24 protein-coding genes and 2 tRNA genes are annotated in these 24,523 nt (G+C 68.4%); 23 read left to right on the top strand and 3 right to left on the bottom strand.

Going from position 1 to position 24,523, the window contains the following annotated elements; all coding sequences use genetic code 11:
* The first annotated feature begins 42 nt into the window (after nt 1-42).
* The 16 genes from JWN21_RS07850 (at nt 43) to JWN21_RS07925 (ending at nt 14,627) form a co-directional block, all read left to right on the top strand.
* Nucleotides 43-1,041 carry an SPFH domain-containing protein gene (locus tag JWN21_RS07850; RefSeq protein ID WP_299648009.1) on the top strand — a complete coding sequence of 333 codons (999 nt, stop codon included), beginning with the start codon at nt 43-45 and terminating at the stop codon, nt 1,039-1,041.
* On the top strand, nt 1,041-1,712 hold the full coding sequence (locus JWN21_RS07855; RefSeq protein ID WP_299648012.1) for a DUF4178 domain-containing protein: 672 nt from the start codon (nt 1,041-1,043) through the stop codon (nt 1,710-1,712). The genes JWN21_RS07850 and JWN21_RS07855 overlap by 1 nt, the downstream gene beginning before the upstream one ends.
* 33 nt (nt 1,713-1,745) lie before the next feature.
* Complete coding sequence (locus tag JWN21_RS07860; protein ID WP_299648015.1) at nt 1,746-3,098, top strand: DUF4178 domain-containing protein; 1,353 nt, start codon at nt 1,746-1,748, stop codon at nt 3,096-3,098.
* A complete protein-coding gene (locus JWN21_RS07865; protein WP_299648018.1) occupies nt 3,095-3,265 on the top strand; it encodes a hypothetical protein in 171 nt (56 codons plus the stop codon). The genes JWN21_RS07860 and JWN21_RS07865 overlap by 4 nt, the downstream gene beginning before the upstream one ends.
* 10 nt (nt 3,266-3,275) lie before the next feature.
* A complete protein-coding gene (locus tag JWN21_RS07870; RefSeq protein WP_299648021.1) occupies nt 3,276-3,530 on the top strand; it encodes a DUF350 domain-containing protein in 255 nt (84 codons plus the stop codon).
* A gap of 204 nt (nt 3,531-3,734) precedes the next feature.
* Nucleotides 3,735-5,261, top strand: a complete 1,527-nt coding sequence (locus JWN21_RS07875; RefSeq protein ID WP_299648023.1) for a polyamine aminopropyltransferase — start codon at nt 3,735-3,737, stop codon at nt 5,259-5,261.
* A gap of 196 nt (nt 5,262-5,457) precedes the next feature.
* A complete protein-coding gene (locus JWN21_RS07880; RefSeq protein ID WP_299648026.1) occupies nt 5,458-7,062 on the top strand; it encodes an FAD-dependent oxidoreductase in 1,605 nt (534 codons plus the stop codon).
* A 9-nt stretch (nt 7,063-7,071) separates the two neighbouring features.
* A complete protein-coding gene (gene speD, locus JWN21_RS07885; protein WP_299648029.1) occupies nt 7,072-7,437 on the top strand; it encodes an adenosylmethionine decarboxylase in 366 nt (121 codons plus the stop codon).
* A gap of 117 nt (nt 7,438-7,554) precedes the next feature.
* Nucleotides 7,555-8,253 carry a response regulator transcription factor gene (locus JWN21_RS07890; RefSeq protein WP_299648032.1) on the top strand — a complete coding sequence of 233 codons (699 nt, stop codon included), beginning with the start codon at nt 7,555-7,557 and terminating at the stop codon, nt 8,251-8,253.
* Nucleotides 8,250-9,806 (top strand): HAMP domain-containing sensor histidine kinase, encoded by a 1,557-nt coding sequence (locus JWN21_RS07895; RefSeq protein ID WP_299648035.1) that lies wholly within the window; start codon nt 8,250-8,252, stop codon nt 9,804-9,806. Before JWN21_RS07890 ends, JWN21_RS07895 begins: the two co-directional genes overlap by 4 nt.
* A 208-nt stretch (nt 9,807-10,014) precedes the next feature.
* Nucleotides 10,015-11,076: a 4-hydroxyphenylpyruvate dioxygenase gene (gene hppD / locus JWN21_RS07900; RefSeq protein WP_299648038.1), complete on the top strand. Its 1,062-nt coding sequence runs from the start codon at nt 10,015-10,017 to the stop codon at nt 11,074-11,076.
* 164 nt (nt 11,077-11,240) lie between these two features.
* On the top strand, nt 11,241-12,518 hold the full coding sequence (hmgA, locus tag JWN21_RS07905; protein WP_299648041.1) for a homogentisate 1,2-dioxygenase: 1,278 nt from the start codon (nt 11,241-11,243) through the stop codon (nt 12,516-12,518).
* Nucleotides 12,515-13,150: a maleylacetoacetate isomerase gene (gene maiA, locus JWN21_RS07910; RefSeq protein ID WP_299648044.1), complete on the top strand. Its 636-nt coding sequence runs from the start codon at nt 12,515-12,517 to the stop codon at nt 13,148-13,150. Before hmgA ends, maiA begins: the two co-directional genes overlap by 4 nt.
* Nucleotides 13,147-13,506, top strand: a complete 360-nt coding sequence (locus JWN21_RS07915) for a Rieske (2Fe-2S) protein (protein WP_299648047.1) — start codon at nt 13,147-13,149, stop codon at nt 13,504-13,506. The genes maiA and JWN21_RS07915 overlap by 4 nt, the downstream gene beginning before the upstream one ends.
* Nucleotides 13,507-13,587: 81 nt before the next feature.
* Nucleotides 13,588-13,962 (top strand): 2-dehydro-3-deoxygalactonokinase, encoded by a 375-nt coding sequence (locus JWN21_RS07920; RefSeq protein WP_299648050.1) that lies wholly within the window; start codon nt 13,588-13,590, stop codon nt 13,960-13,962.
* A complete protein-coding gene (locus tag JWN21_RS07925; protein ID WP_299648053.1) occupies nt 13,959-14,627 on the top strand; it encodes a 2-dehydro-3-deoxy-6-phosphogalactonate aldolase in 669 nt (222 codons plus the stop codon). Before JWN21_RS07920 ends, JWN21_RS07925 begins: the two co-directional genes overlap by 4 nt.
* Before the next feature lie 48 nt (nt 14,628-14,675).
* On the opposite strand, the gene JWN21_RS07930 is transcribed toward JWN21_RS07925, so the two are convergent.
* A tRNA-Gln gene (locus JWN21_RS07930) sits at nt 14,676-14,750 on the bottom strand.
* A gap of 55 nt (nt 14,751-14,805) precedes the next feature.
* Entirely contained in the window at nt 14,806-15,906 is a 1,101-nt protein-coding gene (locus JWN21_RS07935; RefSeq protein ID WP_299648056.1) for a branched-chain amino acid aminotransferase, read from the bottom strand.
* A gap of 138 nt (nt 15,907-16,044) precedes the next feature.
* On the opposite strand from JWN21_RS07935, the gene JWN21_RS07940 reads away from it, so the two are divergent.
* Nucleotides 16,045-16,470 (top strand): MarR family transcriptional regulator, encoded by a 426-nt coding sequence (locus tag JWN21_RS07940; protein WP_299648074.1) that lies wholly within the window; start codon nt 16,045-16,047, stop codon nt 16,468-16,470.
* A 4-nt stretch (nt 16,471-16,474) separates the two neighbouring features.
* On the opposite strand, the gene mutL is transcribed toward JWN21_RS07940, so the two are convergent.
* Entirely contained in the window at nt 16,475-18,295 is a 1,821-nt protein-coding gene (gene mutL / locus JWN21_RS07945) for a DNA mismatch repair endonuclease MutL (protein WP_299648059.1), read from the bottom strand.
* Between the two features lie 141 nt (nt 18,296-18,436).
* Here mutL and JWN21_RS07950 point away from each other — a divergent pair, with 141 nt between their 5' ends.
* The 6 genes from JWN21_RS07950 to JWN21_RS07975 all read left to right on the top strand — a co-directional run bounded on the left by JWN21_RS07950 (nt 18,437) and on the right by JWN21_RS07975 (nt 24,267).
* Nucleotides 18,437-19,483: a rod shape-determining protein gene (locus JWN21_RS07950; protein WP_299648077.1), complete on the top strand. Its 1,047-nt coding sequence runs from the start codon at nt 18,437-18,439 to the stop codon at nt 19,481-19,483.
* A gap of 131 nt (nt 19,484-19,614) precedes the next feature.
* Nucleotides 19,615-20,475 (top strand): rod shape-determining protein MreC, encoded by an 861-nt coding sequence (gene mreC, locus JWN21_RS07955; protein ID WP_299648062.1) that lies wholly within the window; start codon nt 19,615-19,617, stop codon nt 20,473-20,475.
* Nucleotides 20,472-20,984 carry a rod shape-determining protein MreD gene (mreD, locus tag JWN21_RS07960; protein ID WP_299648065.1) on the top strand — a complete coding sequence of 171 codons (513 nt, stop codon included), beginning with the start codon at nt 20,472-20,474 and terminating at the stop codon, nt 20,982-20,984. Before mreC ends, mreD begins: the two co-directional genes overlap by 4 nt.
* A complete protein-coding gene (mrdA, locus tag JWN21_RS07965) occupies nt 20,981-23,005 on the top strand; it encodes a penicillin-binding protein 2 (protein ID WP_299648068.1) in 2,025 nt (674 codons plus the stop codon). Before mreD ends, mrdA begins: the two co-directional genes overlap by 4 nt.
* Complete coding sequence (rodA, locus tag JWN21_RS07970) at nt 23,002-24,114, top strand: rod shape-determining protein RodA (protein WP_299648071.1); 1,113 nt, start codon at nt 23,002-23,004, stop codon at nt 24,112-24,114. Before mrdA ends, rodA begins: the two co-directional genes overlap by 4 nt.
* Before the next feature lie 77 nt (nt 24,115-24,191).
* Nucleotides 24,192-24,267 (top strand) — tRNA-Lys (locus JWN21_RS07975).
* Nucleotides 24,268-24,523 lie beyond the last annotated feature (256 nt).

Genomic DNA, 24,523 nt, shown 5'->3' on the forward strand with positions numbered 1-24,523 from the left:
CCTACCGGCGCATAACACCTTCGAACACGCAGGAGCAGCGCGATGGGCATCTTCGATTTCCTGTCCAAGCAGATGGTCGACGTCATCGACTGGACGGAGCAGCCGGGTGATCTGGCGCTGCGCTATCCAATGGCCGACCGGGAGATCCAGAACGGCGCGCAGCTGACGGTGCGCGACGGGCAGCTGGCGTTGTTCTACGACGAGGGGCGCGTTGCGGACTCGTTTCGTCCGGGCATGCACACGCTCGACACCGCCAACCTGCCGATGCTGACGTCGCTGCGCAGTTGGCAGACGGGCTTCAAGTCGCCGTACAAGGCCGACGTCTATTACTTCACGACGAAGGAGCAGACGGGGTTGAAATGGGGCACTCCCCAGCCGATCACCGTCCGCGACAAGGAGTTCGGGCCGCTGCGCATCCGCGCGTTCGGCACCTATTCGTTCCGCGTTGATGACGTCGCGGTGTTCGCCGCCAAGCTGATGGGCACGCTGGAGCGGCTGACGGTCCATGACGTCGAACCACAGCTGAAATCGGTGATCAACACCGCCATTGCGTCCTCGCTGGGTAAGGGCGAGGTCGCATTCCTCGACATTGCGGGCGATCAGCAGGCGATGGGCGAACGACTGCTCGCGAGCGTCGCCCCCGCGTTCGAGCAATGGGGGCTGAAGTGCACGACCTTCTATGTCGAAAGCGTGTCGCTGCCGGAGAACGTGCAGGAATATCTCGACAAGGCCAGCTCGATGCGCGTCGTCGGCGACCTGAACCAGTACACCCGCTTCCAGACCGCCGATTCGATCGACGAGGCGGCTGCGGCGAGCGGCGGCATGGCTGGCATGGGCGCCGGCATGGCGATCGGTCAAACCATGGGGGCGCAGATGGCAGGCGCGGCCGCTGCGCCCCAGGCGGCGCTGACCGCCGCCCCGGTCTCCAGTGAGGATGCGTTCGCGCAGATCGAGAAGCTGCACAAGCTGTTGACGATGGGTGCGATCACGCAAGGAGAGTTCGACATCAAAAAGGCGGCGTGGCTGGACAAGATGGGCTGATGCTCGACACCAACTGTCCTAATTGCGGCGCGGCGCTGAGCTTTCGCTCTGCCAATCTGGCGGTGAAGGTCTGCGACTCGTGCCGTTCGGTCGTGGTGCGCGACGGGGCGACGCTGGCGTTGGCCGGCAAGGTCGCCGAAGTGCCGGAGGACGTCAGTCCCCTTCAGCTCGGCGTGCGCGGGCGCGACGGGGAGCAGGGGTTCGAAATCGTCGGCCGCGTCCGCTGGCGCTGGGCGGACGGCGCGTGGAACGAGTGGTGCGTGATGTTCGGCGACGGCAGCTATGGGTGGCTGAGTGAGGCGTCCGGGCGTTTCATGCTGTTGCGCGAGGTCGAGGCTTCGGTGTTCGACGGCCAGGCGGTGGCGCGGCTCGCGGGCGGCATGCTGGTCGAGCCGGGCATGACCGCGACGATCGCCGGGCTCGATTACGTGGTCAACGACGTCCAGCCGGTCGACTGCGTTGGTTCGGAGGGCGAGATCCCCTTCCCCACGCCGATCGGCACGGTGGCGATCTCCATCGACCTGATGCGCCCCGATGGCCGCGCCGCGTCGCTGCAGAACGACGGCGGCGTCGTGTCGGCGTATGCGGGACGATATGTGACACTGGCGGAGATCGCGGCGACCGGTCTGCGCGATTTCGACGGCTGGCCCAAGCCGAAGTTCGCGGCTTGAGAAGGATGCACACCAGGGCCGGCGGAGGTGGCCGTGGCTGACACCCTCACGAAAGAGCGCCCCTCCTCCACCGTGCAGGCGCTGAACTGCCCGAATTGCGGCGGCACCATCGCGTTGCGCGCGGCGGGCAACACGGTCAGCATCGTCTGCGAGCATTGCGGCTCGACGCTCGACGCGACCCGTCCCGATCTTCAGCTCATCGCGCAGGCCGATGTCGCGATGCGGCGGCCGGAGATCGCGCTGGGCACGCGCGGCACGCTGGCGGGTGTGGCGTGGGAGGTCGTGGGGTATCAGGAACGCACCGACGGGGAGGTCGCGTGGGGCGAGTACCTGCTGTTCAACCCTTACGAGGGCTACGCCTTCCTGACCGATGATGGCCGTCGCTTCAGCCTTGGCCGGCTGCTCGCCGCCATGCCCGATCATTCCGGTGCCGGGCTGACGCTGGATGGACGCGAGTTCAAGCATTTCGGCACGACCTATCCCGTGCGCGTCGTCTTCGTCGTCGGCGAGTTCTACTGGCGCGTCGCGGTCGGCGAGACCGTCAACGAGACCGACTTCGTCCGCTCCGGCACCATGCTCGCGTGCGAGGAAAGCGGGCGCGAACGCACCTGGACCGCGCTGGAGATGCAGGACTGGGGCGTCGCCGAGCGCGCCTTTGGGCTCGAACCGCGCGTGAAAAGCTATCGCGGCACGCCCGCTCCGCACGAGCCCTCGCCCTATCGCAAGGCCATGCGCGACGCGCTGCTGATCGGCGCGCTGGCGCTCGCCGCCTGCCTCGTCATCGCGATCGGCACCGGCGGCTCGTCGCGGATCCTGCAGCGCCAGTTGTTGATCCCCCAGGACGGCCCGCCGCAGACCGCGGTGCTTGGCCCGATCGAGATACCGTCGGCGCGAGAACGGGTGCGCGTACGAGGCGCCTCCTTCGCGCTCGACAATCAGTGGCTTGATCTGGATTATTCGCTCGTCAACCGCCGGACGCAGCAGGCTTATGCAGCCACTGCGGTTGCCGAAACGTATCGCGGCCGCGACTCGGACGGGGCGTGGAGCGAGGGCGACCCATCGCCCGACACCGGCTTCGCCGCCATTCCGCGCGGCACCTATGACCTGGTCGTCGAGGCCAAGGCCAACAAGTGGATCGACCCCGCGGCGCCCGCACCCGTCACCGGCATCTTCGGTACGGCGGAGCCGGTCGCCCCGCTAGGCGACCGGGTGCCCGTCACCGTTACCGTGGATCGCGGCGGCGGCTTCGCGGGACCGTTCTTCCTGGCGCTGCTGGCGTTGCTGATCTGGCCGCTGATCGCGTGGGGACGTCACGCGAGCTTCGAACACCGCCGCATGGCGCCGGTGATGCACGCCGGCAGCGACGATGAGGATGACGACGAATGAGCCGTTCGGGACTGATCTTCGCACTGTTCTGCCTGGGCGTTGTCGCGCTCTACTTCCTCGCCGCGCGCAGCGGCTACTCGCCCTTCGCGCGCGCGGGCAGTGGCGTCGGCGGCGGCGGGGGCTTCTTCTACGCCGGCGGGGGTCGCGCCGGTCCGCAGCACAAATAGGGGATTTGAGATGCTTTACACGCTTGCCGCGGCCACCACCGGGGTCACCACCACCGGGCTGCTGTCCGCCAACGTCCTGCTGGCGACGGTCGTCTATGCCGGCGTCGGCATCGCCATCCTGGCCGTCGGCTTTTGGGTGTGGGACAAGATCGCGCCCGCCGACCTGTGGGGCGAAATCTGCCGCGGCAACCAGGCGATCGCGATCCTCGCCGCGGGCATGGCGATCGCCATCGCATTGATCATCTCGGCCGCGATACAGGGGTAGCATGACCCAACGATCGCTATGTGCGGCCCTCTCCCGCTCTCGGGGGAGAGGAATGAGACTTAGTGACTGCGCCAGCAGGCACTTAGTCGCAGCGGTGAGAGTCTTCTTCTGGGTCGGCGAAGAAGAAGACAGGCCCTCACCTCCCACCGCGTCGCGTTGGGCCCCTCCTCTCCCGCGCGGGCGGGAGAGGGCTGCCTGCTGCACGTGACGACGCCCACAGGCCCCGCTATCGAAACCCGCACCGGCTGGGCGCTCCTGCTCTCGGCCTTCGTCGTCGCCACCTGCGGGCTGGTGTACGAACTGCTCGCGGGCACGCTCGCCTCCTATCTGCTCGGCGACAGCGTCACGCAGTTCTCGACCGTGATCGGCACCTACCTGTTCGCGATGGGGATCGGTTCGTGGTGCTCGCGTTACGTCCGACGCGACGAACTGCGCGTGTTCGTCCGCGTCGAGGTGCTGATCGCCGCGATCGGCGGCGCGTCGGCGGCGGTGCTGTTCCTGCTGTTCGACCGCGTCGATGATTTCCGGCTGCCACTCTACGGCCTGGTGCTCGTCATCGGCGCGCTGGTCGGCCTCGAAATCCCCCTGCTGATGCGCATTCTCGAAGGTCGGCTGGAGTTCGGCGACCTCGTCGCAAAGGTGCTGACCTTTGATTATATCGGCGCGCTGGCGGCGTCGCTGCTCTTCCCGCTGCTGCTCGTGCCGCATCTGGGGCTGATCCGCACCGGCTTCCTGTTCGGCTTCTTCAACGTCGCGGTTGCGATTGCGCTGATCCTGATGCTGCCCGACAAGCGCTTGCGCGGCGAGCTGTGGGCCGCGATCCTGGTCAGTGCCGCGCTGATCGCCGGCTTCTTCGGTGCAGAGCGCGTCGAGCGCGCGGCCGAGGTGGCGGCCTATGGCGACACCATCCTCTATGCGAAATCCACCCCGTACCAGCGCATCGTCCTGACCAAACGCGCCGACGATCTTCGCCTGTACCTCAACGGCAACCTGCAATTCTCCAGCCGCGACGAGTATCGCTACCACGAGGCGCTGGTGCACCCCGCGCTCAGCCGGGTCGCAAATCCTCGCGACGTTCTCGTGCTCGGCGGCGGTGACGGATTGGCGGTGCGCGAAGTGCTGCGCCACCAGCAGGTCAGTTCGGTGACGCTGGTCGATCTCGACCCGGCGATGACCCAGCTGTTCACCGCGTCCGGCATGTTGAGCAGCCTCAACGGCGAAGCGCTGTCCTCGCCCAAGGTCAGGGTCGTCAACGCCGACGCCTTTCGTTGGATGCGCGGCAACCGGCGGAAATTCGACGCGATACTGGTCGATTTTCCCGATCCGAGCAGCTTTTCGATCGGCAAGCTCTACACCGTCACCTTCTACCGCGAACTCGCGCGCGCGCTGGCGCCGGGTGGGGTGGCGAGCATTCAGAGCACCTCGCCGCTTGCCGCCCCCAACGCCTACTGGACCGTCTCGTCCACACTCGAAGCCGCTGGTCTGCGCGCACAGGGCTATCATGCGCTTGTGCCGAGCTTCGGCGAATGGGGTTTCGTGCTCGCCTCGCTGGGCCCCTTGCCGGCCGCTCGGGCGCTCCCGGCTGGGCTGCGCTTCATGACCCCTGAAAGCGACCGTCTCGCCTTCTACTTCCCACCCGACATGGCGCGGCGCGCCACCCCGGTGAATCGCCTGGACAATCAGGTCCTCGTCCGAACCTTCGAGGCCGAATGGGCAAAGGTCGAAGGGTGAGGCAGTCGCAGCTTCCAGCCCTCTCCCGCAAGCGGGAGCGGGACAGCCGCCGCAGGCGGGAGCGGGACAGCCGCCGCAGGCGGCAGGGTGAGGGCACGACGCGAATGGAGAGCCTCGTCGCTTGCAACCCGCTTCAGGCCCTCACCGTGGCAGCTTCGCAGCCTGTCCCTCTCCCGAGAGCGGGAGAGGGTTGATCGTGCCCGATCGCCGCACCTTCATTGCCGCCGCCGCGGGCATCTCCGCCGTGGGCGCGAGCGCGCTCGCACTGAGCGGTAGGGATCGACGGATCCCCGGCACGCTCGGTGGCGCGGATGTCGCGCGCGGACATAGGCTTCGCGGTGCCAGCTTCCCTGCCGCCACCAGCACCGAACGCACCAGCGTCGCGATCGTCGGTGGAGGCGTCGCGGGTTTGTCCGCCGCCTGGGCGCTCGCCGATGCCGGCGTCGAGTTCCGCCTGCTCGAACTGGAAGACCGCGCTGGCGGCAACGCGCGTGCCGGGCGCAACGCGGTCTCGGCCTTTCCCCTCGGGGCGCACTATCTTCCCGTCCCCAATCCGGAAGCAAAGGGCGTGCTGCGCCTGCTGGAGCGGCTCGGCATCGTCACCGGCTGGGAGGGCGGCAAGCCGGTGTTCGATCCCTACGCCGTCGTCGCCGACCCGGACGAACGCCTGCTTCACCTCGGCCGCTGGCAGGAAGGGTTGGTGCCTGCGGTCGGCCTGACGCCGCAGGATCGCCACGACCTCGACGCGTTTTTCGCCGCCATGCAGGTCTACCGCACGCGCATAGGTGCCGACGGCCGCCCCGCCTTTTCGATCCCGATGGAGGGCAGCAGCCGCGACGCGGACCTGCTCGCGCTCGACCGGCTCAGCTTCACCGACTGGCTGCACGCGCAGGGCTGGCGCTCGCCGGTGCTCCACGCGCACATTCGATATGGTTGCCGCGACGATTACGGCACCGAGCCGCAGCACACCTCCGCCTGGGCGGGCATCCATTACTACGCCGGCAGACGGGGCGCGGCGGCCAATGTCGATGGCGACGCGGTGCTGACCTGGCCCGAAGGCAACGGGCACCTCGTCGGCCGCATGGCGGCCCGGCTGCGGGAGCACATCGTCGGGGACCGGCTCGCCTTCCGCGTGGAGCGCACCCCGGCCGGTGTGACGATCGACAGCCTGCGCGGTGATGGTTCCGTCGTCCGCACGCATGCCGACGCGGCGATCCTCGCCACGCCGCATTTCGTCGCCGCGCGCCTGGTCGGGGCCGGCAAGGCGCACGGCTTCGACTACGCCCCCTGGCTGGTCGCGAACGTCACCGTCGATCGCCCTCCCGCGGGCCCCGGTGCGCAGCTCGCCTGGGACAATGTCAGCTGGACCAGCCGCAGCCTCGGTTATGTCGTCGCGGGTCATCAGGGCTTGAGCGCCACGCCTGGCCCGACGGTGCTGACCTGGTATCTGCCGCTGTCGGACATGGACCCCGGCGCTGCCCGGCGCGAGCTGATCGCGCGGCCGCTGGAGCATTGGCAGGCGATGGTCCGCGACGACCTGCTGCTCACCAACCCGGATCTTGCCGACGCGATCCGCCGCATCGACGTATGGCGCTGGGGCCATGCGATGGTCCGCCCCGTTCCCGGCTACTTCTTCGGCGGTGCCCGCGCTGCGGCGGCGCAGGCCCGGCCGCCGTTGTTCTTCGCACATTCGGATTACAGCGGCTTGTCGATCTTCGAGGAAGCGCATTGGCGCGGCACGCGCGCGGCGGAGGACGCGATGGCGCTGCTGGGCGTCGCTTACGGCTCGACGCTGGTCTAGAGCGGGCGCGTGTACACCGGCACCCACCTCCTCGCCGACCTGTCCGGCTGCAAGGGTCTGGATGAACTCGAGCGAGTCGACACGGCATTGCGCGAGGCGGTCGCGGCGGCGAGCGCCACGCTGATCGATGTCCGCCTTCACCATTTCGGCGCAGGACAGGGCGTCACCGGCGTCGCTCTGCTCGCGGAATCGCACATCTCGATCCACACCTGGCCCGAACACGACTATGCCGCGGTCGACATCTTCCTCTGCGGCTCGAAGCACGACCTCGACGCGGCGCTGGTGGCGCTGTCGACGCGATTGGAGGCGACACGCTGCGACGAACGGCGTGTCGCGCGGGGGTATGGAGTGCCCCCAGAGCCTTCTTCACCCTGACCCAGAGCGAATGCATCACTTCTGCACACCGCCGACGGCACGCGCTGCATCCCGCCTCGTTACGCCCTGCCCATGCCCGCCCTTGACCTCGCCGCGCATCGGCGCATCACCGGCCCCATGCCGCGCACCGTTCTGGTAGTCGACGACGACCCGCACATCCGCCAGCTCCTCGTCTTCGCACTGGGCAAGGCGGGTCTGAGCACCATCGAGGCGGATGACGGCGAGGCGGCCCTGCGAATGGTGGAGGAGCACGAACCCGATCTCGTCGTGCTCGACATCAACATGCCCCGCATGGACGGGCTGGAGGTCTGCCGCCGTCTGCGCGCGTCAGGCGATATCCCCGTGCTGTTCCTGTCCAGCCGCGATGACGAGATCGACCGGGTGGTGGGGATCGAACTCGGCGCGGACGATTACGTCGTGAAACCCTTTTCCCCGCGAGAGGTCGTCGCGCGCGTTCAGGCGGTGCTCCGCCGCACCGGCCCGCGCGCGGCGGCGGTCGCCTCCTCCGGCGCCGGACCGGCGATCAGCCACGGCCGCCTGGTGCTCGATCTAGACGGCTGGCGCGCCGCATGGGCCGGCGAGGCCGTCTCACTGACACTGACTGAATTCTCCATCCTGCGGACGCTCGCCGCGACACCGGCGAAGGTGTTCAGCCGCGACGCGATCATCGATCACCTGCACGGCCCCGGCTTCGCCATCACCGACCGCACGATCGACAGTCACATCCGCAACCTGCGCGCCAAATTCGCCACTGTCGGGGCCGAACACCTGATCGAGACCCGCGCCGGGATCGGCTATCGGCTGGGCGCCTGTTGATCGAAAGCATCAAGCAGTGGCTGAAGGCGCGCTGGCCGAGGTTGCGGCTGCGCACCATCCTGTTCGCGACGCTGTTCTTCGTCGCCGCGCTGCCGGGGATCGGCGCCGTTTTCCTGCGGGTCTACGAGAACACGCTGGTGCGCCAGACGGAGGCGGAGCTGGTGGCCCAGGCGACCGTACTCGCCGCCTCCGCCGCGCTGGTATGGCCCGGCGCGGGGCCGGAGCCGCAGCTGGCGCCGACCGACCTGAAGCCCGAGTCGCCGCAGATCGATCTCAGCACGACGCCGATCCTGGCCGAGCGACCGCAGCCGCGTTTCGCCGGACGGCCCGAGCCCGCCGCGCGAGCGACGGCGATCCGCCTTGCGCCCGTACTCGCGCGGACGCGGCAGGTGACGCTCGCCTCGCCCTTCCTCCTGGATGCGAACGGTCGCATCACCGACGGACCGATGACGGGCGGCAGCCATGCCGAACTGCCGGAGGTGCGCGCCGCGCTTGCCGGGCGGCCGGCGACCGTATTGCGAAGGACCGGCAGCTATCGCGCGGTCTACTGGTTCGAGTGGCTATCGCGCGCCGCCGCGATCCGCGTCCACCATGCGCGCCCGATCGAGGTCAACGGCCGTGTCGTTGGCGTCGTGCTGCTGTCGCGTTCGGCACGCGCGCTGTTCCGCGGCATCTATGAGGATGGCGGCAAGATCGCGCTGGGCATCGCGGCGATCTTCTCGACGCTGCTGGCGCTGACCGCGTTGCTGTCGCGCAGCATAGCCCGGCCGGTGGAGGCGCTCAGCGCCGTGACGCGGTCAGTGGCGGGCGGGCGCGGGCACGTCCCCCCGCCGCCGCGGACTGCCGCGATCGAGATCCAGGACCTGTATCGCGACTTCGCGCTCATGGCGGCCGCGATCGATCGCCGCTCGCGCTACCTGCGCGACTTCGCGCATGCGGTCAGCCACGAGTTCAAGACGCCGCTCGCCGGCATCCGGGGAGCGCTGGAACTGGTCGGCGAACATGACATGACACCGCACGAACGCGCGCGCTTCCTCGCCAACGCCGACGCGGATGCGGTGCGCCTTCAGCTGCTCGTCACGCGCCTGCTGGAACTCGCCCGCGCCGACATGAGCGCGGTGCCGGCGGAGGTGGCGACCGACCTCGCGGCGGTGACGGCGAGTGTCGCCAAGGCCGCCACAACAGCCGACTTCGCGGTCGCGCTCGACCTGCCGCCCCTCCCCCCCGTCGCCGTTCCCGCCGCATCGCTGGAGCGGATGCTGACCACAATGGTGGAGAACAGCCGTCAGGCAGGCGCGACGCGGGTCGACGTGACCGCATCGGCGGCGGGCGGTGCGGTGTGCCTGCGTATCGCCGATGATGGCAGCGGCATTCCCCCCGCCGACCGCGAACGGGTCTTCGAACCGTTCTTCACGACGCGCAGGACCGATGGCGGCAGCGGCCTGGGCCTCCCGATCGTCCGCTCGCTGCTGGATGCCGCAGGCGGGGAGATCGCGCTGCTCCCCTCGACCGCCGGCGCGACGTTCGCGCTTACGCTGCCGCTTTCGCACTGAGCAGCGCCCCACGGACCCGGGCCAGCGGCGCGACCCTGGGGCTCGACGCGGGATCCATCGTGCCGCGGGCGCTGACCTCGCGATCACGGCCGTTGTCCTTGCCGCTCGCTCGCCCGAGGTGACGGAGCGGCAACTCACGTCGCCCCACCCACGTTGACACACCATCATGGCCGCGCAACCAGCGGCGCATCGACTTGGAGAGGCCGACATGGAACATATGGACGTAAACCCGATGGGGCTGGCCGGGTTCGAATTCGCCGAGTTCACCTCGCCCGATCCGGACAAGATGGCGGAGCTGTTCGAGCAGATGGGCTTCGTTGCCGCCTCGACCCACCCGACCAAGGCCATCACCCGCTACAAGCAGGGCCGCATCAACCTGCTGCTCAACCGCGAGCCGTCCGGCCACGCCGCCGACTTCCGCGCGGCGCACGGGCCTTCCGCCAGCGCGATGGCATTCCGCGTTCAGGATGCGCGCGCGGCCTATGAAGCTGCGATCGAGCGCGGCGCGAAGCCTGGCGCCGCGGGGGCGCTCGACGGCGTGCCGGCGCTGGATGGCATCGGCGGCTCGCTGCTGTATCTGGTCGACCGCCACGGCGACACCGGAACCCTCTATGACGACTGGAACGCCGTTCCCGGCGCTGCCGAGGCGGAGCAGGCCAACAGTGTCGGCCTCGACCTGCTCGATCATCTGACGCACAATGTGAAGCGCGGCCAGATGCGCACCTGGTCGACATTCTACGCGCAGATCTTCGGCTTCGAGGAGCAGAAGTATTTCGACATCAAGGGCAAGGCCACCGGCCTGTTCAGCCAGGCGATGATCGCGCCGGACAAGGCGATCCGCATCCCGCTGAACGAGTCGCAGGACGACAAGAGCCAGATCGAGGAGTTCATCCGCGATTACAACGGCGAAGGCATCCAGCATCTCGCCTTTACCACCGACGACATCTTCACCACGGTGGAGAAGCTGCGCGAGCGCGGGGTGCGGTTGCAGGACACGATCGAGACCTATTACGAGCTCGTCGACAAGCGCGTGCCTGGCCACGGGCACGATCTGGAGCGCCTCAAGAAGAATCGAATCCTGATCGACGGCGACGCGGGCGACGAGGGCCTGCTGCTGCAGATCTTCACCGAAACGATGGTCGGCCCGATCTTTTTCGAGATCATCCAGCGCAAGGGCAACGAAGGCTTCGGCAACGGCAACTTCCAGGCGCTGTACGAGAGCATCGAACTCGACCAGATCCGGCGCGGCGTGATCACGGTCGATGCGTGACTTCCACCCTCTCCCGCAAGCGGGACAGGCAGGGGAGCTGCCAGGTTGAGGGTCTGACGCGGGTCGGCCCGCACTCACCTTCGACCCCGTCGTTCCCTCACCCGACCTCGCCTGCGGCTCGGCCACCCTCTCCCGCTTGCGGGAGAGGAAAGAAGGAAGAACCCATGACCTACCTCCCCGGCTTCGCCAACCACCACGCCACCGAGGCCGTCGCGGGCGCGCTCCCGATCGGTCGCAACAGCCCGCAGAACACCCCCTTCGGCCTCTACGCCGAGCAGCTCTCCGGCACCGCCTTCACCGCGCCGCGCGCGGAGAACCGCAGGTCATGGCTCTACCGCCTCCGCCCAACCGCCAACCACCCGCCCTTCACGCCCTATACCGGCGCGAAGCACCTGCGCTCCGCTCCGTTCGACGAGGTCCCGCCCTCGCCCAACCGCATGCGCTGGGACCCGCTGCCGCTCCCTACCGAGCCGACCGACTGGATCGATGGCCTCGTCTCCTACGGTGGCAACGAAGGCGTCGGCATCCACCTCTACGCGGCTACCAAGGACATGGACCGCGCCTTTTTCTCCGCCGACGGCGAGCTGCTGATTGTCTCCGAATACGGCCGACTGCTGATCGACACGGAGCTGGGCCGGCTCGACGTGCCCCCCCTCCACGTGGCACTGATCCCGCGCGGGGTCCGCTTTCGCATCGCGCTGCCTGATGGCGAAGCGCGCGGCTACGTGCTCGAAAACTACGGCGCGCTGTTCCGCCTGCCCGACCTCGGCCCGATCGGCGCCAACGGCCTCGCCAACCCGCGCGACTTCGAGACGCCCGCCGCCTGGTTCGAGGACCGCGACGAGCCTTGCGAGGTCGTGCAGAAATTCGGTGGCGGCTTGTGGACGACGACGCTCGACCATTCGCCCTTCGATGTCGTCGCCTGGCACGGCAATCTCGCGCCCTGCCGCTATGACCTCGCGCGCTTCAACACGATCAACACCGTGTCGTTCGACCATCCCGATCCGTCGATCTTCACCGTGCTGACCGCGCCATCGGACACGCCCGGCACCGCGAACTGCGACTTCGTGATCTTCCCGCCGCGCTGGATGGTGGCCGACGACACGTTCCGCCCGCCCTGGTTCCACCGCAACGTGATGAGCGAATTCATGGGGCTGATCCAAGGCCAGTACGACGCCAAGGAAGGCGGGTTCGCCCCCGGCGGCGCGTCACTCCACAACCAGATGAACGGTCACGGTCCCGATCAGGCGAGCTACGAAAAGGCGGTCGCGGCGGACCTGAAACCGCACAGGATCGAGGGCACGATGGCGTTCATGTTCGAAACCCGCCTCCCCGTCCGACCGACCCGGTGGGCGACCGAGACCCCGACCATGCAGCTCGATTATGACGAGGTCTGGAGCGGTTTCGCGAAGGCAAGGCTGCCCCAGGGAGATCAGGAGTGATCCTCCACGGCTATTGGCGCTCGGGCACGAGCTACCGCACCCGCATCGCGCTGGCGCTGAAGGGTATCACCTACGAGCAGGCCTCCGTCGATCTCCGCGCGGGCGGCCAGCACTCGCCGGCCTTCCGCGCGCTCAATCCGCAGGGCCTCGTCCCCGCGATCGAGACCGACGACGGTCAGGTGTTGACCCAGAGCCCCGCGATCCTGGAATGGCTTGAGGAGGCCTATCCCCACCCGCCGCTCCTCCCGGTGAGCGCGGCCGATCGAGCGATCGTCCGCGCCATGGCCGCGACCGTCGCCTGCGACATCCATCCGCTCAACAACCTTCGTGTCCTCCAGGCCGTGCGAGCGTTAGGGGCCGATAGCGAGGCCATCGACACCTGGACGGCGCGCTGGATCGGTGCCGGTTTCGCCGCTCTGGAGGACCAGATCGCGCGCCACGGCCGAGGCTTCGCCTATGGCGACGCGCCGACTCTGGCCGACTGCCACCTCGTCCCCCAGGTCTATTCCGCCGAGCGGTTCCGGGTCGACCTCGGCCGGTTTCCCAGGTTGATGGCGGCGGTCACTCACGCGCGTGCCCACCCCGCCTTCGTCGCCGCCCACCCAGATCGCCAGCCCGACGCCGACGCATGACGGTGCGCGTCCATGCTACCCCGGCTGGAGTCGTGCTCGGCGCGGTCGATGCAATCGCCGACGGCAAGGCCCGCAACTATGTCCTTCAGCTCCGCGCCGGTCGTTTCCACGGCTTCGTCGTTCGTCGCGGCGAGCAGGTCCATGGCTATGTCGATCGCTGCCCTCACGCCGGCGTCCCGATGGCGCAGGTGCTGGACGACTATCTTACCCCATCGGGCGACCTGATCGCCTGTTCCTGGCACGGCGCGCTGTTCCAGATCGAGGACGGCCTGTGCGTCGGCGGGCCGTGCATCGGTCAGCACCTGACGCCCTGGCCGGTGACCGTCAGCAACGGCCAGATCGTCACGGCGGGATAGCGGCTGGTGGTCAGCCGCTGGAACTCCAGCTGTATTCGCCAGCGAAGGCGTGGGTCGTGGCAGGACACGAGAACCATCGCGATGCTGCGCACGCATGGCCTGCTCGCGCGGCAACTGGGCGGCGATGTCCGTGACGGGCCCGCGTTCCGAGAAGGTGTCGCCGAGGGCGCGCAGCGCGATCTCGCTGCGGGGCTGTTCGCGACCCGCGCCGCGGGCCTGCTCGGCATGCGTGACGATGCCGACGCGGCAGCGCACGCCAACGACTTGTTGATCGGGGCCGACGTGTCCGCGCGGCTGCACGAGACGCCGTGCGGGGTCGTTCACGTGCTTGCCGATCGCGTGCTTGGCGCAGTTTACGCCGCGGCGGTCGAGGTGCTCGGAGGCTCCGCCATACTCGTCGACAGCCAGGCCGGGTTCGTTAACGGCATAATTCAGACCGGAAGGTTCGCCCCATGACCCACCTCCCCGCCTTCGATGCCGCCTTCGAGCGTTGCCCCCTGGTCGCGATCCTGCGCGGCGTTCGCCCGGCAGAGGTCGAGGATATCGGCGAAGCGCTGATCTCTGCGGGTTTCACGATCATCGAGGTCCCGCTGAATTCACCCGATCCCTTGGACAGCATAGCGCGGCTGGCCCGCCGGCTGCAGGGCCGCGCGGTGATCGGTGCGGGCACGGTGCTGCGGGTGAACGACGTCGCGGCCGTCGAAGCAGCGGGCGGAACGATGATCGTGGCGCCGAATACAGACGCTCGCGTGATCGTCGCCGCGGCCGAACGCGGCCTGGTAGCGCTCCCCGGCATCGCCACCCCGACAGATGCCTTCGCCGCGCTCGCCGCCGGTGCGGCAGCGCTCAAGCTCTTCCCCGCCGAGGCCGCGTCACCTGCCATGCTGAAGGCGATGCGCGCGGTGCTGCCGGCAGGAACGCGCATCGTCCCCGTCGGCGGGATCACACCAGAAGCCATGAAGCCCTGGCGGACCGTGGGGGCGGCCGGGTTCGGCGTGGGTTCGGCCCTCTACTCGCCCGGCCTGACGGCGACCGAGGTTGGAACACGGGCAGCAAGCTTCGTCGCGGCGCTTGCCGAGCCGGGCCAGGCCAGCGCGTCTACGGTACGCAGCGTCGAATAAGGATCTGAGGGTAAGACTTGCTCCGCTTGCGCCGCAAGACCGCTATGCTGGCTGGGGCGGAAGGATTCGAACCTTCGGTACACGGCATCAAAAGCCGTTGCCTTACCGCTTGGCTACGCCCCACCAGCATCGCGCGCTCTATCGCGGCGCGGCCGTACGCGAAACCCCTATGACGGCCCTATGACCGCAATGCATGTCGCCAGCCATGCGGGTCGTGGGTTTGGCCGCGCTGGATCGCGGTCAGCCGCTCCAGCAGCCGTGCCGTCACCGGCCCGGTCTCGCCATTGCCGATCTGGAAGTCATAGTCGGGCCCGGCCACGCGGCCGATCGGCGTCACCACGGCTGCCGTGCCGCAGGCGAATGCCTCCGCGTTTGCGCCTGCCTTGGCGTCGGCACGCCACTGGTCGATGGCATATGGCTCCTCGCGCACGGTGAGCCCCTCGTCACGCGCCAGCTGAATAAGCGAGTCGCGCGTCACGCCAGGCAGGATCGTGCCGGTCAGCGGTGGTGTGCGAAGGCTGCCGTCAGCCTGCACGAAGAAGATGTTCATGCCACCCAGCTCCTCCACCCAGCGCCGTTCGGCGGCGTCGAGGAACACCACCTGATCGCACCCGCGTCGGATCGCGTCGGCCTGCGCCACCAGGCTGGCCGCGTAATTGCCGCCGCACTTGGCGGCACCCGTTCCACCCGTCGCGGCGCGCGCGAAGTCGTGCGAGACCCATAGCGAGATCGGCCGTGTTCCGCCCTTCCAATAAGAACCCGATGCCGCGGCAATCACCATGTACAGATACTCGCCCGACGGCTTCACGCCCAGAAACGTCTCGCTCGCGATCATGAAGGGGCGCAGATAGATCGAAGCATCAGGGCCGGGCGGCATCCATTCCTTGTCCGCCGCGATCAGCGCCTCCAGCGATGCTACGAAAAGGGTCTCCGGCAGCTCCGGCATTGCCAGCCGTCGCGCCGAACTACGGAATCGTGCCGCGTTCATGTCGGGACGGAACAGCGACAGGCCACCGTCCTCCTGGCGATAGGCCTTCAGCCCCTCGAAAATTTCCTGCGCGTAGTGCAGCACCGCGCAGGCAGGATCGATGCTCAAGGGCGCGCGCGCGACGACCTGTGGCTGGTGCCATCCTCTCGCATCCGAATAATGCACCACCGCCATATGATCGGTGAACACGCGCCCGAACCCCGGATCGGCGATCCGCCGCGCGCGCTCGCCTGACTCCACGGGATCGGCATTGGGTTCGAAGCTGAAAGGCGACGAAACGGGCGCGAGCATCGGCGGCAAACCTATAAAAAACGGGGTTGCCGCCGCCTAGGACCGCTCGCTAGACGGGTCAACGTGGCTGTCCCACCCTCCCCCACCCCCAATACCGCCTCCGCCCTATTCCTGCGCGATGCCGAGCTGCGCCGCGGGATGGAGCTGTTGTACTTCGCCTACGGGCACCTCACGCGCGCCAGCGACGCGGACCTCGCCAGCCACGGGCTGGGGCGCGCGCATCACCGCGCGCTGTATTTCGTCGCCCGCAAGCCCGATCTGACAGTCAGCGCGCTGCTGGCGTTGCTGGCGATCACCAAACAATCGCTCGGCCGCGTGTTGAACGAGCTGACGGAGCGCGGATTGGTCGAGATCCGCGCGGGCGAAACGGACCGCCGTCAGCGCCTGCTACGCCTGACGTCTGCCGGAGCCGCGCTGGAAAGCGCCCTGTTCGAGGCCGCGCGCCAGCGTGTAGCGGCTGCCTATGCACGCGCGGGGCAACAGGCGGTGAGCGGCTATTGGTCGGTGCTGGAAGGCATGATCCCCGAAAGCGAGCGCGGGCATATCGACTCGCTGGGACGCTGAACGGTCAGCGCCGGCCGAACAGCTTCTCGATGTCGTGGTGCGCCAGCTTGACCCAGGTCGGCCGCCCGTGATTGCACTGGCCGGATCGCGGCGTGCGTTCCATCTCGCGCAGCAGGGCGTTCATCTCCGCCACGGCGAGCACCCGCCCTGCTCGCACGGAGCCGTGGCACGCCATCGTCGCCCCGACATGGTCGAGCCGTTCGCGCAGCGATAGCGCCTCGTCGAATGACGCCAGCTCGTCCGCCAGATCTGTCACCAGGCCCGTCGGATCGCCGCTTCCCAGCACCGCAGGCGTGGCGCGGACCAACACCGCATGGGGGCCGAAGCGCTCGAGCTCCAGGCCGAACTCGGCCAGCTCACCGGCGCGCGCTTCCAGCCGATCGCAGGCCGGCTCCGCCAGCTCGACGACTTCGGGGATCAGCAGCGCCTGCGCCGGCACCCGACCACCCGCCATCGCCACGCGCATCCGCTCCAGCACCAGCCGTTCGTGCGCCGCATGCTGATCGACCAGCACCAGCCCGTCCGCGGCCTCTGCGACGATATAGGTCTTCGCCACCTGCCCGCGCGCCACCCCGAGCGGATGGTCGATCGTCGACGGCAGCGGCTCCACCGCGACCTCCGCGCGGGCCTGCGGAGGCGGAGCGAAGAAGGTCGGGCGTTCGCCAACCCCGGTCACCCCCGCCAACGCGGGGGTCCAGATCCCGGCGCTGGTCTGTTGGCTGTCCTCCGACGTCGCCCACCCCGTCGGAGATGGATCCCCGCTTGCGCGGGCATGACGATCCGAGGTGGCGTCGCTTCCTCTAAACATCGCCGCCACGTCGACGGGCCTTTGCACGACGCGATGCCCTGCCTCGTCCAGCGCGCGACGCAGGCCCGACACGATCAGCCCGCGCACCAGCGGCGGCTCGCGAAAGCGGACCTCGGTCTTGGCCGGGTGGACGTTCACGTCCACCTCGCTGGTCGGCAGTTCCAGAAACAGCGCCACTACCGCATGCCGGCCGCGCGGCATCATCTCGGCATAGGCGCCGCGAATCGCGCCGAGCAGCAGCCGGTCCTTCACCGGCCGGCCGTTCACGAAGAGATACTGGTGATCCGCTACCCCCCGATGAAAGGTCGGCAGGCCCGCGACCCCGCCCAACAGCATCGCCTCCCGGACCAGATCGACCGGCACGGCATTGTCGGCGAGCGTTCGATCGGTGAGCGCCGCGACTCGCGCGGGGCGCTCCTGCCCCGCCGGCACCGACAGTACGCGTCGCCCGTCATGCTCGACCGAAAAGCCCACCTCCGCGCGGGCCATCGCGAGTCGCCGCACGACGTCCAGGCAGGCGGCATATTCCGATCGTCCGGGCCGCAGGAACTTGCGTCGCGCCGGGACGCGGGCAAACAGCGCCTCGACAACGACGCGCGTGCCGGGCGGCACCGCCGCCGGCTCGTCTGCCGTGACCAACCCGTTGTCGACAACGCGCCGCCAGCCCTGCCCGTCCGGAACCCGGCTCTCGATCGTCAGCCGGGCGACGCTTGCGATCGACGGCAGCGCCTCGCCGCGAAAGCCGAGCGTCGTCACGGCGTCAATCGCCTCGCCAGGCAGCTTGGAGGTCGCGTGCCGCTCCATTGCGAGCGCCATTTCGGGCGGCGTCATGCCGCAGCCGTCGTCCGCCACCTCCAGCCGATCGATGCCGCCATTGCTCAGACGGATCGCGACGCGGGTCGCGCCCGCATCCAGCGCGTTCTCGACCAGTTCCTTCAACGCGCTGGCGGGTCTTTCCACCACTTCGCCTGCCGCGATGCGATTGACCAGATGCTCGGGCAGGCGGCGTATTGACACAGGGCAAGCCCTAGCCCAATCGGCCGCATCCCGCGACCCCGTCAGACGCATTGACCGAACCGCAAGCGCGGCCTGCGGCGGCAGCGGGGATGCCCTCGGCGGGATTATTTCCGCCCAGTTTCGTGGAACCGACCCTTGGCGATGTTTTCCTTCCCGCGCTTGTTCAAGATGATGTCGCATGACATGGCGATCGACCTCGGCACGGCCAATACGGTCGTCTACGTGCGGGGGCGCGGCATCGTGCTCAACGAGCCGTCGGTGGTCGCGGTTGAGACCATCAATGGTGTCCGCAGGGTCAAGGCGGTCGGTGACGACGCCAAGCTGATGATGGGCAAGACGCCGGGCACCATCGAGGCAATCCGGCCGCTCCGCGATGGCGTCATCGCGGACATCGACGTGGCCGAGGACATGATCAAGCACTTCATCCGCAAGGTTCACGGCGGCAAGAGCTGGCCGTGGAGCCGACCGCAGATTGTGATCTGCGTGCCGTCGGGTTCCACCAAGGTGGAGCGCCGCGCGATCCGCGACGCGGCCTCCAATGCGGGCGCCAGCCAGGTTTTCCTGATCGAGGAGCCGATGGCCGCCGCGATCGGCGCCGACATGCCGGTCACCGAGCCGATCGGTTCGATGGTGGTCGACATCGGCGGCGGCACGACCGAGGTGGCGGTGCTGTCGCTGCGCGGGCTTGCCTATACCACCTCCGTCAGGGTCGGCGGCGACAAGATGGACGAGGCGATCGTTTCCTACATCCGTCGCAACCACAACCTGCTGATCGGCGAGGCGACCGCGGAGCGAATCAAGATGGAGGTCGGGATCGCCCGCCCGCCGGCAGACGGCATCGGCCAGGTGATCTTCATCAAGGGCCGCGACCTCGTGAACGGCGTGCCCAAGGAGATCCAGATCAACCAGGGCCAGATCGCCGAGGCGCTGTCGGAGCCGGTGGCGACGATCGTCGAGGGCGTCCGCGTCGCGCTGGAGAATACCGCGCCCGAACTGGCGGCGGATATCGTCGACCAGGGCATCGTGCTGACCGGCGGCGGCGCGTTGCTGCAGGGGCTCGACGAGGTGCTGCGCGACGAGACCGGACTGCCGGTGACGGTGGCGGAGGATCCGCTGACCTGCGTTGCGCTGGGCACGGGCCGCGCGCTGGAAGATCCGATGTTTCGCGGCGTGCTGATGGACGGCTAAGTCGAATTATCGTTTCCCCGCGAAGGTCGGGGACCAGTCTCGAAACGGCCCGCTATGATCGCTCTCCCCCTAGTACCCGCAGAGCGCGTTCGGGTTTTCGCCCGTGATCGGCAGGCGGACCTGGCGGGCCGATGCTAGACGGTCGCGACCGCCGCACCGGCTTCTCACGCCGGCGTCAGTACTCCGTCTTCGCCGGCTATGTCCTCGCCGTCGCCGGGGCTGTCGCGGGCGCGGTGCTGCTCGTGCTGTCGTCGGCGTTCAACCCGCCTGCCTTTGCCGCGCTCCGCATGAGTGTCGCGAGTGTCACCGCGCCGGTGTCCACTGCGCTCAACGCCACCATCGCGGCCGTGGCCGGTATTCCGGATGCGATCGGCAGCCACTTTCATGTCCGCGCGGAGAATCAGGCGCTGCGGGCCGACATGGCGCGGCATCGCGACCTGCTCGTGCGCGCCCGCACGATCGTTCACGACAATCGACGGCTGCGCGCGTTGCTGCAGATTCGTGATCGCGACGCAAGCTCGGTGGCGACCGCACGGCTGGTAAGCTCCACCGCCTCCTCCGGGCGCCGGTTCGCCCTGCTCAATGCCGGTCGTCTTCACGGCGTCCTTCCCGCGATGCCGGTGATCGGCCCCGACGGGCTGGTCGGGCGGGTGCTGGAGACCGGTCCCGCCGTGTCCCGCGTCCTGCTGCTGACCGACACCGAAAGCCTGGTTCCCGTCCGACGAACTCGTGATGGCCTGCCCGCAATCGCAGCGGGCCGAGGTGACGGGGCGCTCGATATCCGTTCGGTGACCACCAACGTGCGCTTCGACGTCGGCGACGTGTTCGTGACGACGGGCACGGGTGGGATCTATGCGCCGGGCACGCCCGTCGCGCGCGTGCAGGCGGCAGGAGTCGACAACGCGCTTGGCCGTGCCTTCGCCCATCCCGACGGCCTGGATTACGCGATCGTTCAGCGTCCGTTCCTGCCGTTGCCGGCACCGCGCCCATGATCGACGATAGCGTCAACCCTTTCGCGCCCGTCCTGCCGCGCCGGCCGGCGCAGGCGCTGCCCTGGGCCATGGTCGCTGCCGGATCCTTGGCTACCGCGCTACCGATCGTTGCGACGGCGCCGCTGCTGCCGCCACTCGGGCTGGTGATGCTGCTCGCCTGGCGCTTGCTGAACCGGTTTGCGCTGCGTCCATGGGCCGCAGCCCCGCTCGGCTTCGTCGACGACCTGGTCAGTGGTCAGCCGCTCGGCTCGGCGGTGCTGTTGTGGAGCCTCGCCTTTCTGCTCATCGACCTGGTCGAGGCTCGCCTGGCGTTCCGCGATTTCCGGCAGGACTGGGTGATCGCGGCGGGGCTGATCGGCTTCTGCCTGATCGGCGGCCGGTTGATCGCCGTCCCGCTCGGCGCGCATGTCGACACCGCCACGCTGCTGCAGGCCTGCATGGCGGCGCTGTTGTTTCCGATCGCGACCCGTCTGGCTGCCTGGGCCGACGCGAAACGAGGTCGGTCGTGAAGCAGAACTCGCGCGTCGTTTCCGCCGCCACGCAGTCCTACAGCTTCTCGCGCCGCGCGTGGCTGCTCGGCGCTGCGCAGGCCACGTTCGGCGCGATGCTGGCGGCACGCATGGGCTGGCTCGCGATCGTCGATAACGAGCGATACAACCTCCTGTCGGAAAGCAACCGCGTCAACACGACGCTGCTGCCACCCCGCCGCGGGTGGATCGTCGATCGCCACGGTGCCGCGATCGCCAACAACCGCACCGACTTCCGAGTCGACCTGATCCCGGGGCGGCTGGAGGATGCCGAGCGGGCGCTCGCTGTGCTGTCCCGACTACTCGGCCTGCTGCCGGAGGACCTCGATCGCATCAAGGCCGACCTGAAGCAGGCGGCCGGATTTCAGCCCGTCCCTGTCGCCGAGAACATCGGCTGGGAGCGTTACGCCGCGGTGTCGCTGCGCCAGCCCGAGCTGCCCGGCGTATCGCCATCGCGCGGATTTTCGCGTGCGTATCCGGCTGGCGCGGCGGTCGCGCATCTGACCGGTTATGTCGGCGCGGCGACCGTGGAACAGTACAAGGCGGACAGGAACCCGCTCCTGCTCACGCCGGGATTCAAGCTCGGCAAGGACGGGCTGGAGAAGACGCTGGAGGCGACGCTGCGCGGGCTGCCGGGCGCCAAGCGCGTCGAAGTCACCGCGCGCGGCAAGCTGGTGGCGGAGCTGGCCACCCGGCCCGACCGACCGGGTCAGAGCCAGCGACTGACGATCGATGCGGGGCTACAGGAATATGCTGCGCGGCGGCTGGGCGAGGAATCGGGCTCGGTCACCGTGTTCGACTGCCAAACCGGGCACATTCTGGCGATGGTATCAATGCCCGCCTACGACCCGAACATGTTCTCCGACGGGATCAGCCGCAGCGAATGGCGGATGCTGTCCGAGGACGACCACCTGCCGTTGATGAACAAGACGCTGCAGGGCCTGTACCCGCCCGGCTCGACCTTCAAACCCGCGACCGCGCTGGCGGCGTTGACGGCGGGGGTCGAGCCGACCCGCGTAATCTATTGCAACGGCGGCTATCGGCTCGGCAACCGTCGGTTCGGCTGTCTCGCCCGGCATGGGCCGATGACCATGCACACCGCGATCGCGCGCAGCTGCAACACTTACTTCTACACGGTCGGGCGTGAGGTCGGCATCAACCGCATCGCCGAAGCGGCGCGCGCGCTCGGCTTCGGCGCAGAGTACGACCTGCCCTTCCCTTCCCAACGCTATGGCACCATCCCCGACGAGGCTTGGAAGCTGCGTCGCTACAAGCAGAGCTGGACCCAGGCCGACACGCTCAACGCCGCGATCGGACAGGGTTATGTGCTGGTCAGCCCGTTCCAGCTCGCCCTGTCGGCGGCGCGCCTTGCGTCTGGCCGGCAGATCATCCCCGCGCTGCTTTATGGCACGCCCAGAGCGTCGGCGCCGCTGTCCTTTTCCGCCGAACACCTCGCGATCGTCCGGGGGGGCATGGACGAAGTGGTGAACGGCCGTGGCACCGCCGGTGCTTCCCGCCTGCAGCTTGAAGGGGTCCGCATGGGCGGCAAGACCGGCACCGCGCAGGTTCGCCGGATCACCGATCGGCTGCGCGGCCAAGGCGGCGAATGGAAGTATCGCGACCATGGCCTGTTCGTCTGCTTCGCACCCGTCGACGCGCCACGCTATGCCGCCTCGGTCGTGATCGAACATGGCCTCGGCGGCGCCAGAGCGGCAGCGCCGGTCGCCAAGGATGTACTCACCTGGCTGTTCGATCGCGAGCAGGCCACGAAGCGGCTCGCCGCACTGGAAGTAGGCTGGGGCGGCGACCTCGCGGCGCGCATGGCGGCTCGATCGGCGGCGTGGCACGCGGCACAAGCCACGCCCGCCCCGCCCGTCCCCGTCGACCCCGCGTCCGCGGCCGAGCGCGCGGCAGCCGTCGCAGCGACCAGCCTGGTGAACGGCACCGAGCGCAACGCATCCGCGCCCGGCGGGGTCGCCGAGGCGCAGGACGCGACCCGGTGAGGTACGTCGGCCTCGTTCCGGAGCCGCTTGCGCAGCTGCCATGGCGCGTCCTCTCGCTGGTCATCGCGATAGGCGGTTTTGGACTGGTGGTGCTGTTCTCGGCCGCAGGCGGCAGCGTCCGACCCTGGGCCTTGTCGCAGGGCGTCAAGCTCGTCGTCTTCTTCATTGGGGCGATCGTTGCCTCGCGCGTGCCCGAAAGCTGGTGGAAGGCAGGCGCCTGGCCAGCCTACGGTGGTATCCTGCTGGCCCTGCTCGGCGTCGAGCTGCTCGGCGCGGTCAGTGGCGGCAGCCAGCGCTGGCTCGATCTCGGCGTGATCCGCCTCCAGCCGTCCGAACTGATGAAGGTCGCGGTCGTGCTGGCCGTAGCGCGCTTCTACGACCTTCTCCCGCCTGGCGAGATCCGGAAGTGGAGTGCGATCTGGCCCCCGGCGCTGCTCATCGGCATGCCGTTCGTGCTGGTCATGGCGCAGCCGGACCTGGGCACCGCGATCATGATCGCGCTGGGCGGTGCGACCGTCATGTTCTTGGCTGGCATCCCGCTCCGGCTGTTCGCGGGCGGTGCATTGGCGCTGGCAGTGGCGGCGCCGATCGCCTTCAATTTCGTGCTCCATGACTACCAGCGCAACCGCGTGCTGATCTTTCTGGATCCCGAGAGCGATCCACTGGGCACCGGCTATCATATCAGCCAGTCCAAGATCGCGATCGGGTCGGGCGGTGTGTGGGGCAAGGGCTTCCTCAATGGCACGCAGAGCCATCTCGACTACCTACCCGAGGGTCACACCGACTTCGTTTTCGCGACCATGGCGGAGGAATGGGGCGTGGTCGGCGGATGCCTGCTGATCCTTGCGTTCCTGCTCGTGATCCGCTGGGGCCTGGGCGTCGGCCAGCGCGCGCAGACCCGCTTTGCAAGGCTGACCGCAGCCAGCCTCGCGACGAGCATCTTCTATTATGTCGCGATCAACCTGTCGATGGTGATGGGTCTGGCGCCGGTCGTGGGCATCCCGCTGCCGATGGTCAGCCACGGCGGCTCGGCGTCGATGACCGTGATGATCTGCCTCGGCATCCTGATGTCGATCGACCGCCAGAGCCGCCGCCCGCAGCGCTACTGAAAAGGGGTTTGCACGCGGGCTGCCGGATGCTAACGGCCCGGTTCCGATCGGGGGAGCGTTGCTTTCCCGCCGGTTTTGGACGCATAGCTCAGTTGGTAGAGCAGCTGACTCTTAATCAGCGGGTCCTTGGTTCGAGCCCAAGTGCGTCCACCATATTTTCAATGACTTAGAGGCGAAATGCGCAGGCCTGCGCTTGGCTAGCAATCACCCGGCAATCACGGCAATATTTTCCGGCGGCAACCGCGGTATCGGAGGTAATGTGTCGCCGAGCATGCTCAGCACCTTTCACGACCCTCGCGTGAGAGTTACGTGCACGGTGCATTCCTTGCCCGGCATCATTACGCCGTCGATGCCGTTCGATACGTCCCAGATGATCTCCGCGCCGGCCGTCGATCGCGCCTTGACGGAG

The sequence above is a fragment of the Sphingomonas bacterium genome (genome assembly GCF_028292945.1).
Taxonomy (GTDB): Bacteria; Pseudomonadota; Alphaproteobacteria; order Sphingomonadales; family Sphingomonadaceae; genus Sphingomonas.

Coding starts and splice junctions, on each gene's coding strand:
- JWN21_RS07855 (WP_299648012.1), top strand. CDS start 1,041: ATGCTCGACACCAACTGTCCTAATTGCGGCGCGGCGCTGAGCTTTCGC.
- JWN21_RS07865 (WP_299648018.1), top strand. CDS start 3,095: ATGAGCCGTTCGGGACTGATCTTCGCACTGTTCTGCCTGGGCGTTGTC.
- JWN21_RS07870 (WP_299648021.1), top strand. CDS start 3,276: ATGCTTTACACGCTTGCCGCGGCCACCACCGGGGTCACCACCACCGGG.
- hmgA (WP_299648041.1), top strand. CDS start 11,241: ATGACCTACCTCCCCGGCTTCGCCAACCACCACGCCACCGAGGCCGTC.
- JWN21_RS07915 (WP_299648047.1), top strand. CDS start 13,147: ATGACGGTGCGCGTCCATGCTACCCCGGCTGGAGTCGTGCTCGGCGCG.
- JWN21_RS07925 (WP_299648053.1), top strand. CDS start 13,959: ATGACCCACCTCCCCGCCTTCGATGCCGCCTTCGAGCGTTGCCCCCTG.
- JWN21_RS07950 (WP_299648077.1), top strand. CDS start 18,437: ATGTTTTCCTTCCCGCGCTTGTTCAAGATGATGTCGCATGACATGGCG.
- hppD (WP_299648038.1), top strand. CDS start 10,015: ATGGAACATATGGACGTAAACCCGATGGGGCTGGCCGGGTTCGAATTC.
- JWN21_RS07890 (WP_299648032.1), top strand. CDS start 7,555: ATGCCGCGCACCGTTCTGGTAGTCGACGACGACCCGCACATCCGCCAG.
- JWN21_RS07850 (WP_299648009.1), top strand. CDS start 43: ATGGGCATCTTCGATTTCCTGTCCAAGCAGATGGTCGACGTCATCGAC.
- mreC (WP_299648062.1), top strand. CDS start 19,615: ATGCTAGACGGTCGCGACCGCCGCACCGGCTTCTCACGCCGGCGTCAG.
- JWN21_RS07920 (WP_299648050.1), top strand. CDS start 13,588: ATGCTGCGCACGCATGGCCTGCTCGCGCGGCAACTGGGCGGCGATGTC.
- mreD (WP_299648065.1), top strand. CDS start 20,472: ATGATCGACGATAGCGTCAACCCTTTCGCGCCCGTCCTGCCGCGCCGG.
- JWN21_RS07935 (WP_299648056.1), bottom strand. CDS start 15,906: ATGCTCGCGCCCGTTTCGTCGCCTTTCAGCTTCGAACCCAATGCCGAT.
- JWN21_RS07940 (WP_299648074.1), top strand. CDS start 16,045: ATGGAGCTGTTGTACTTCGCCTACGGGCACCTCACGCGCGCCAGCGAC.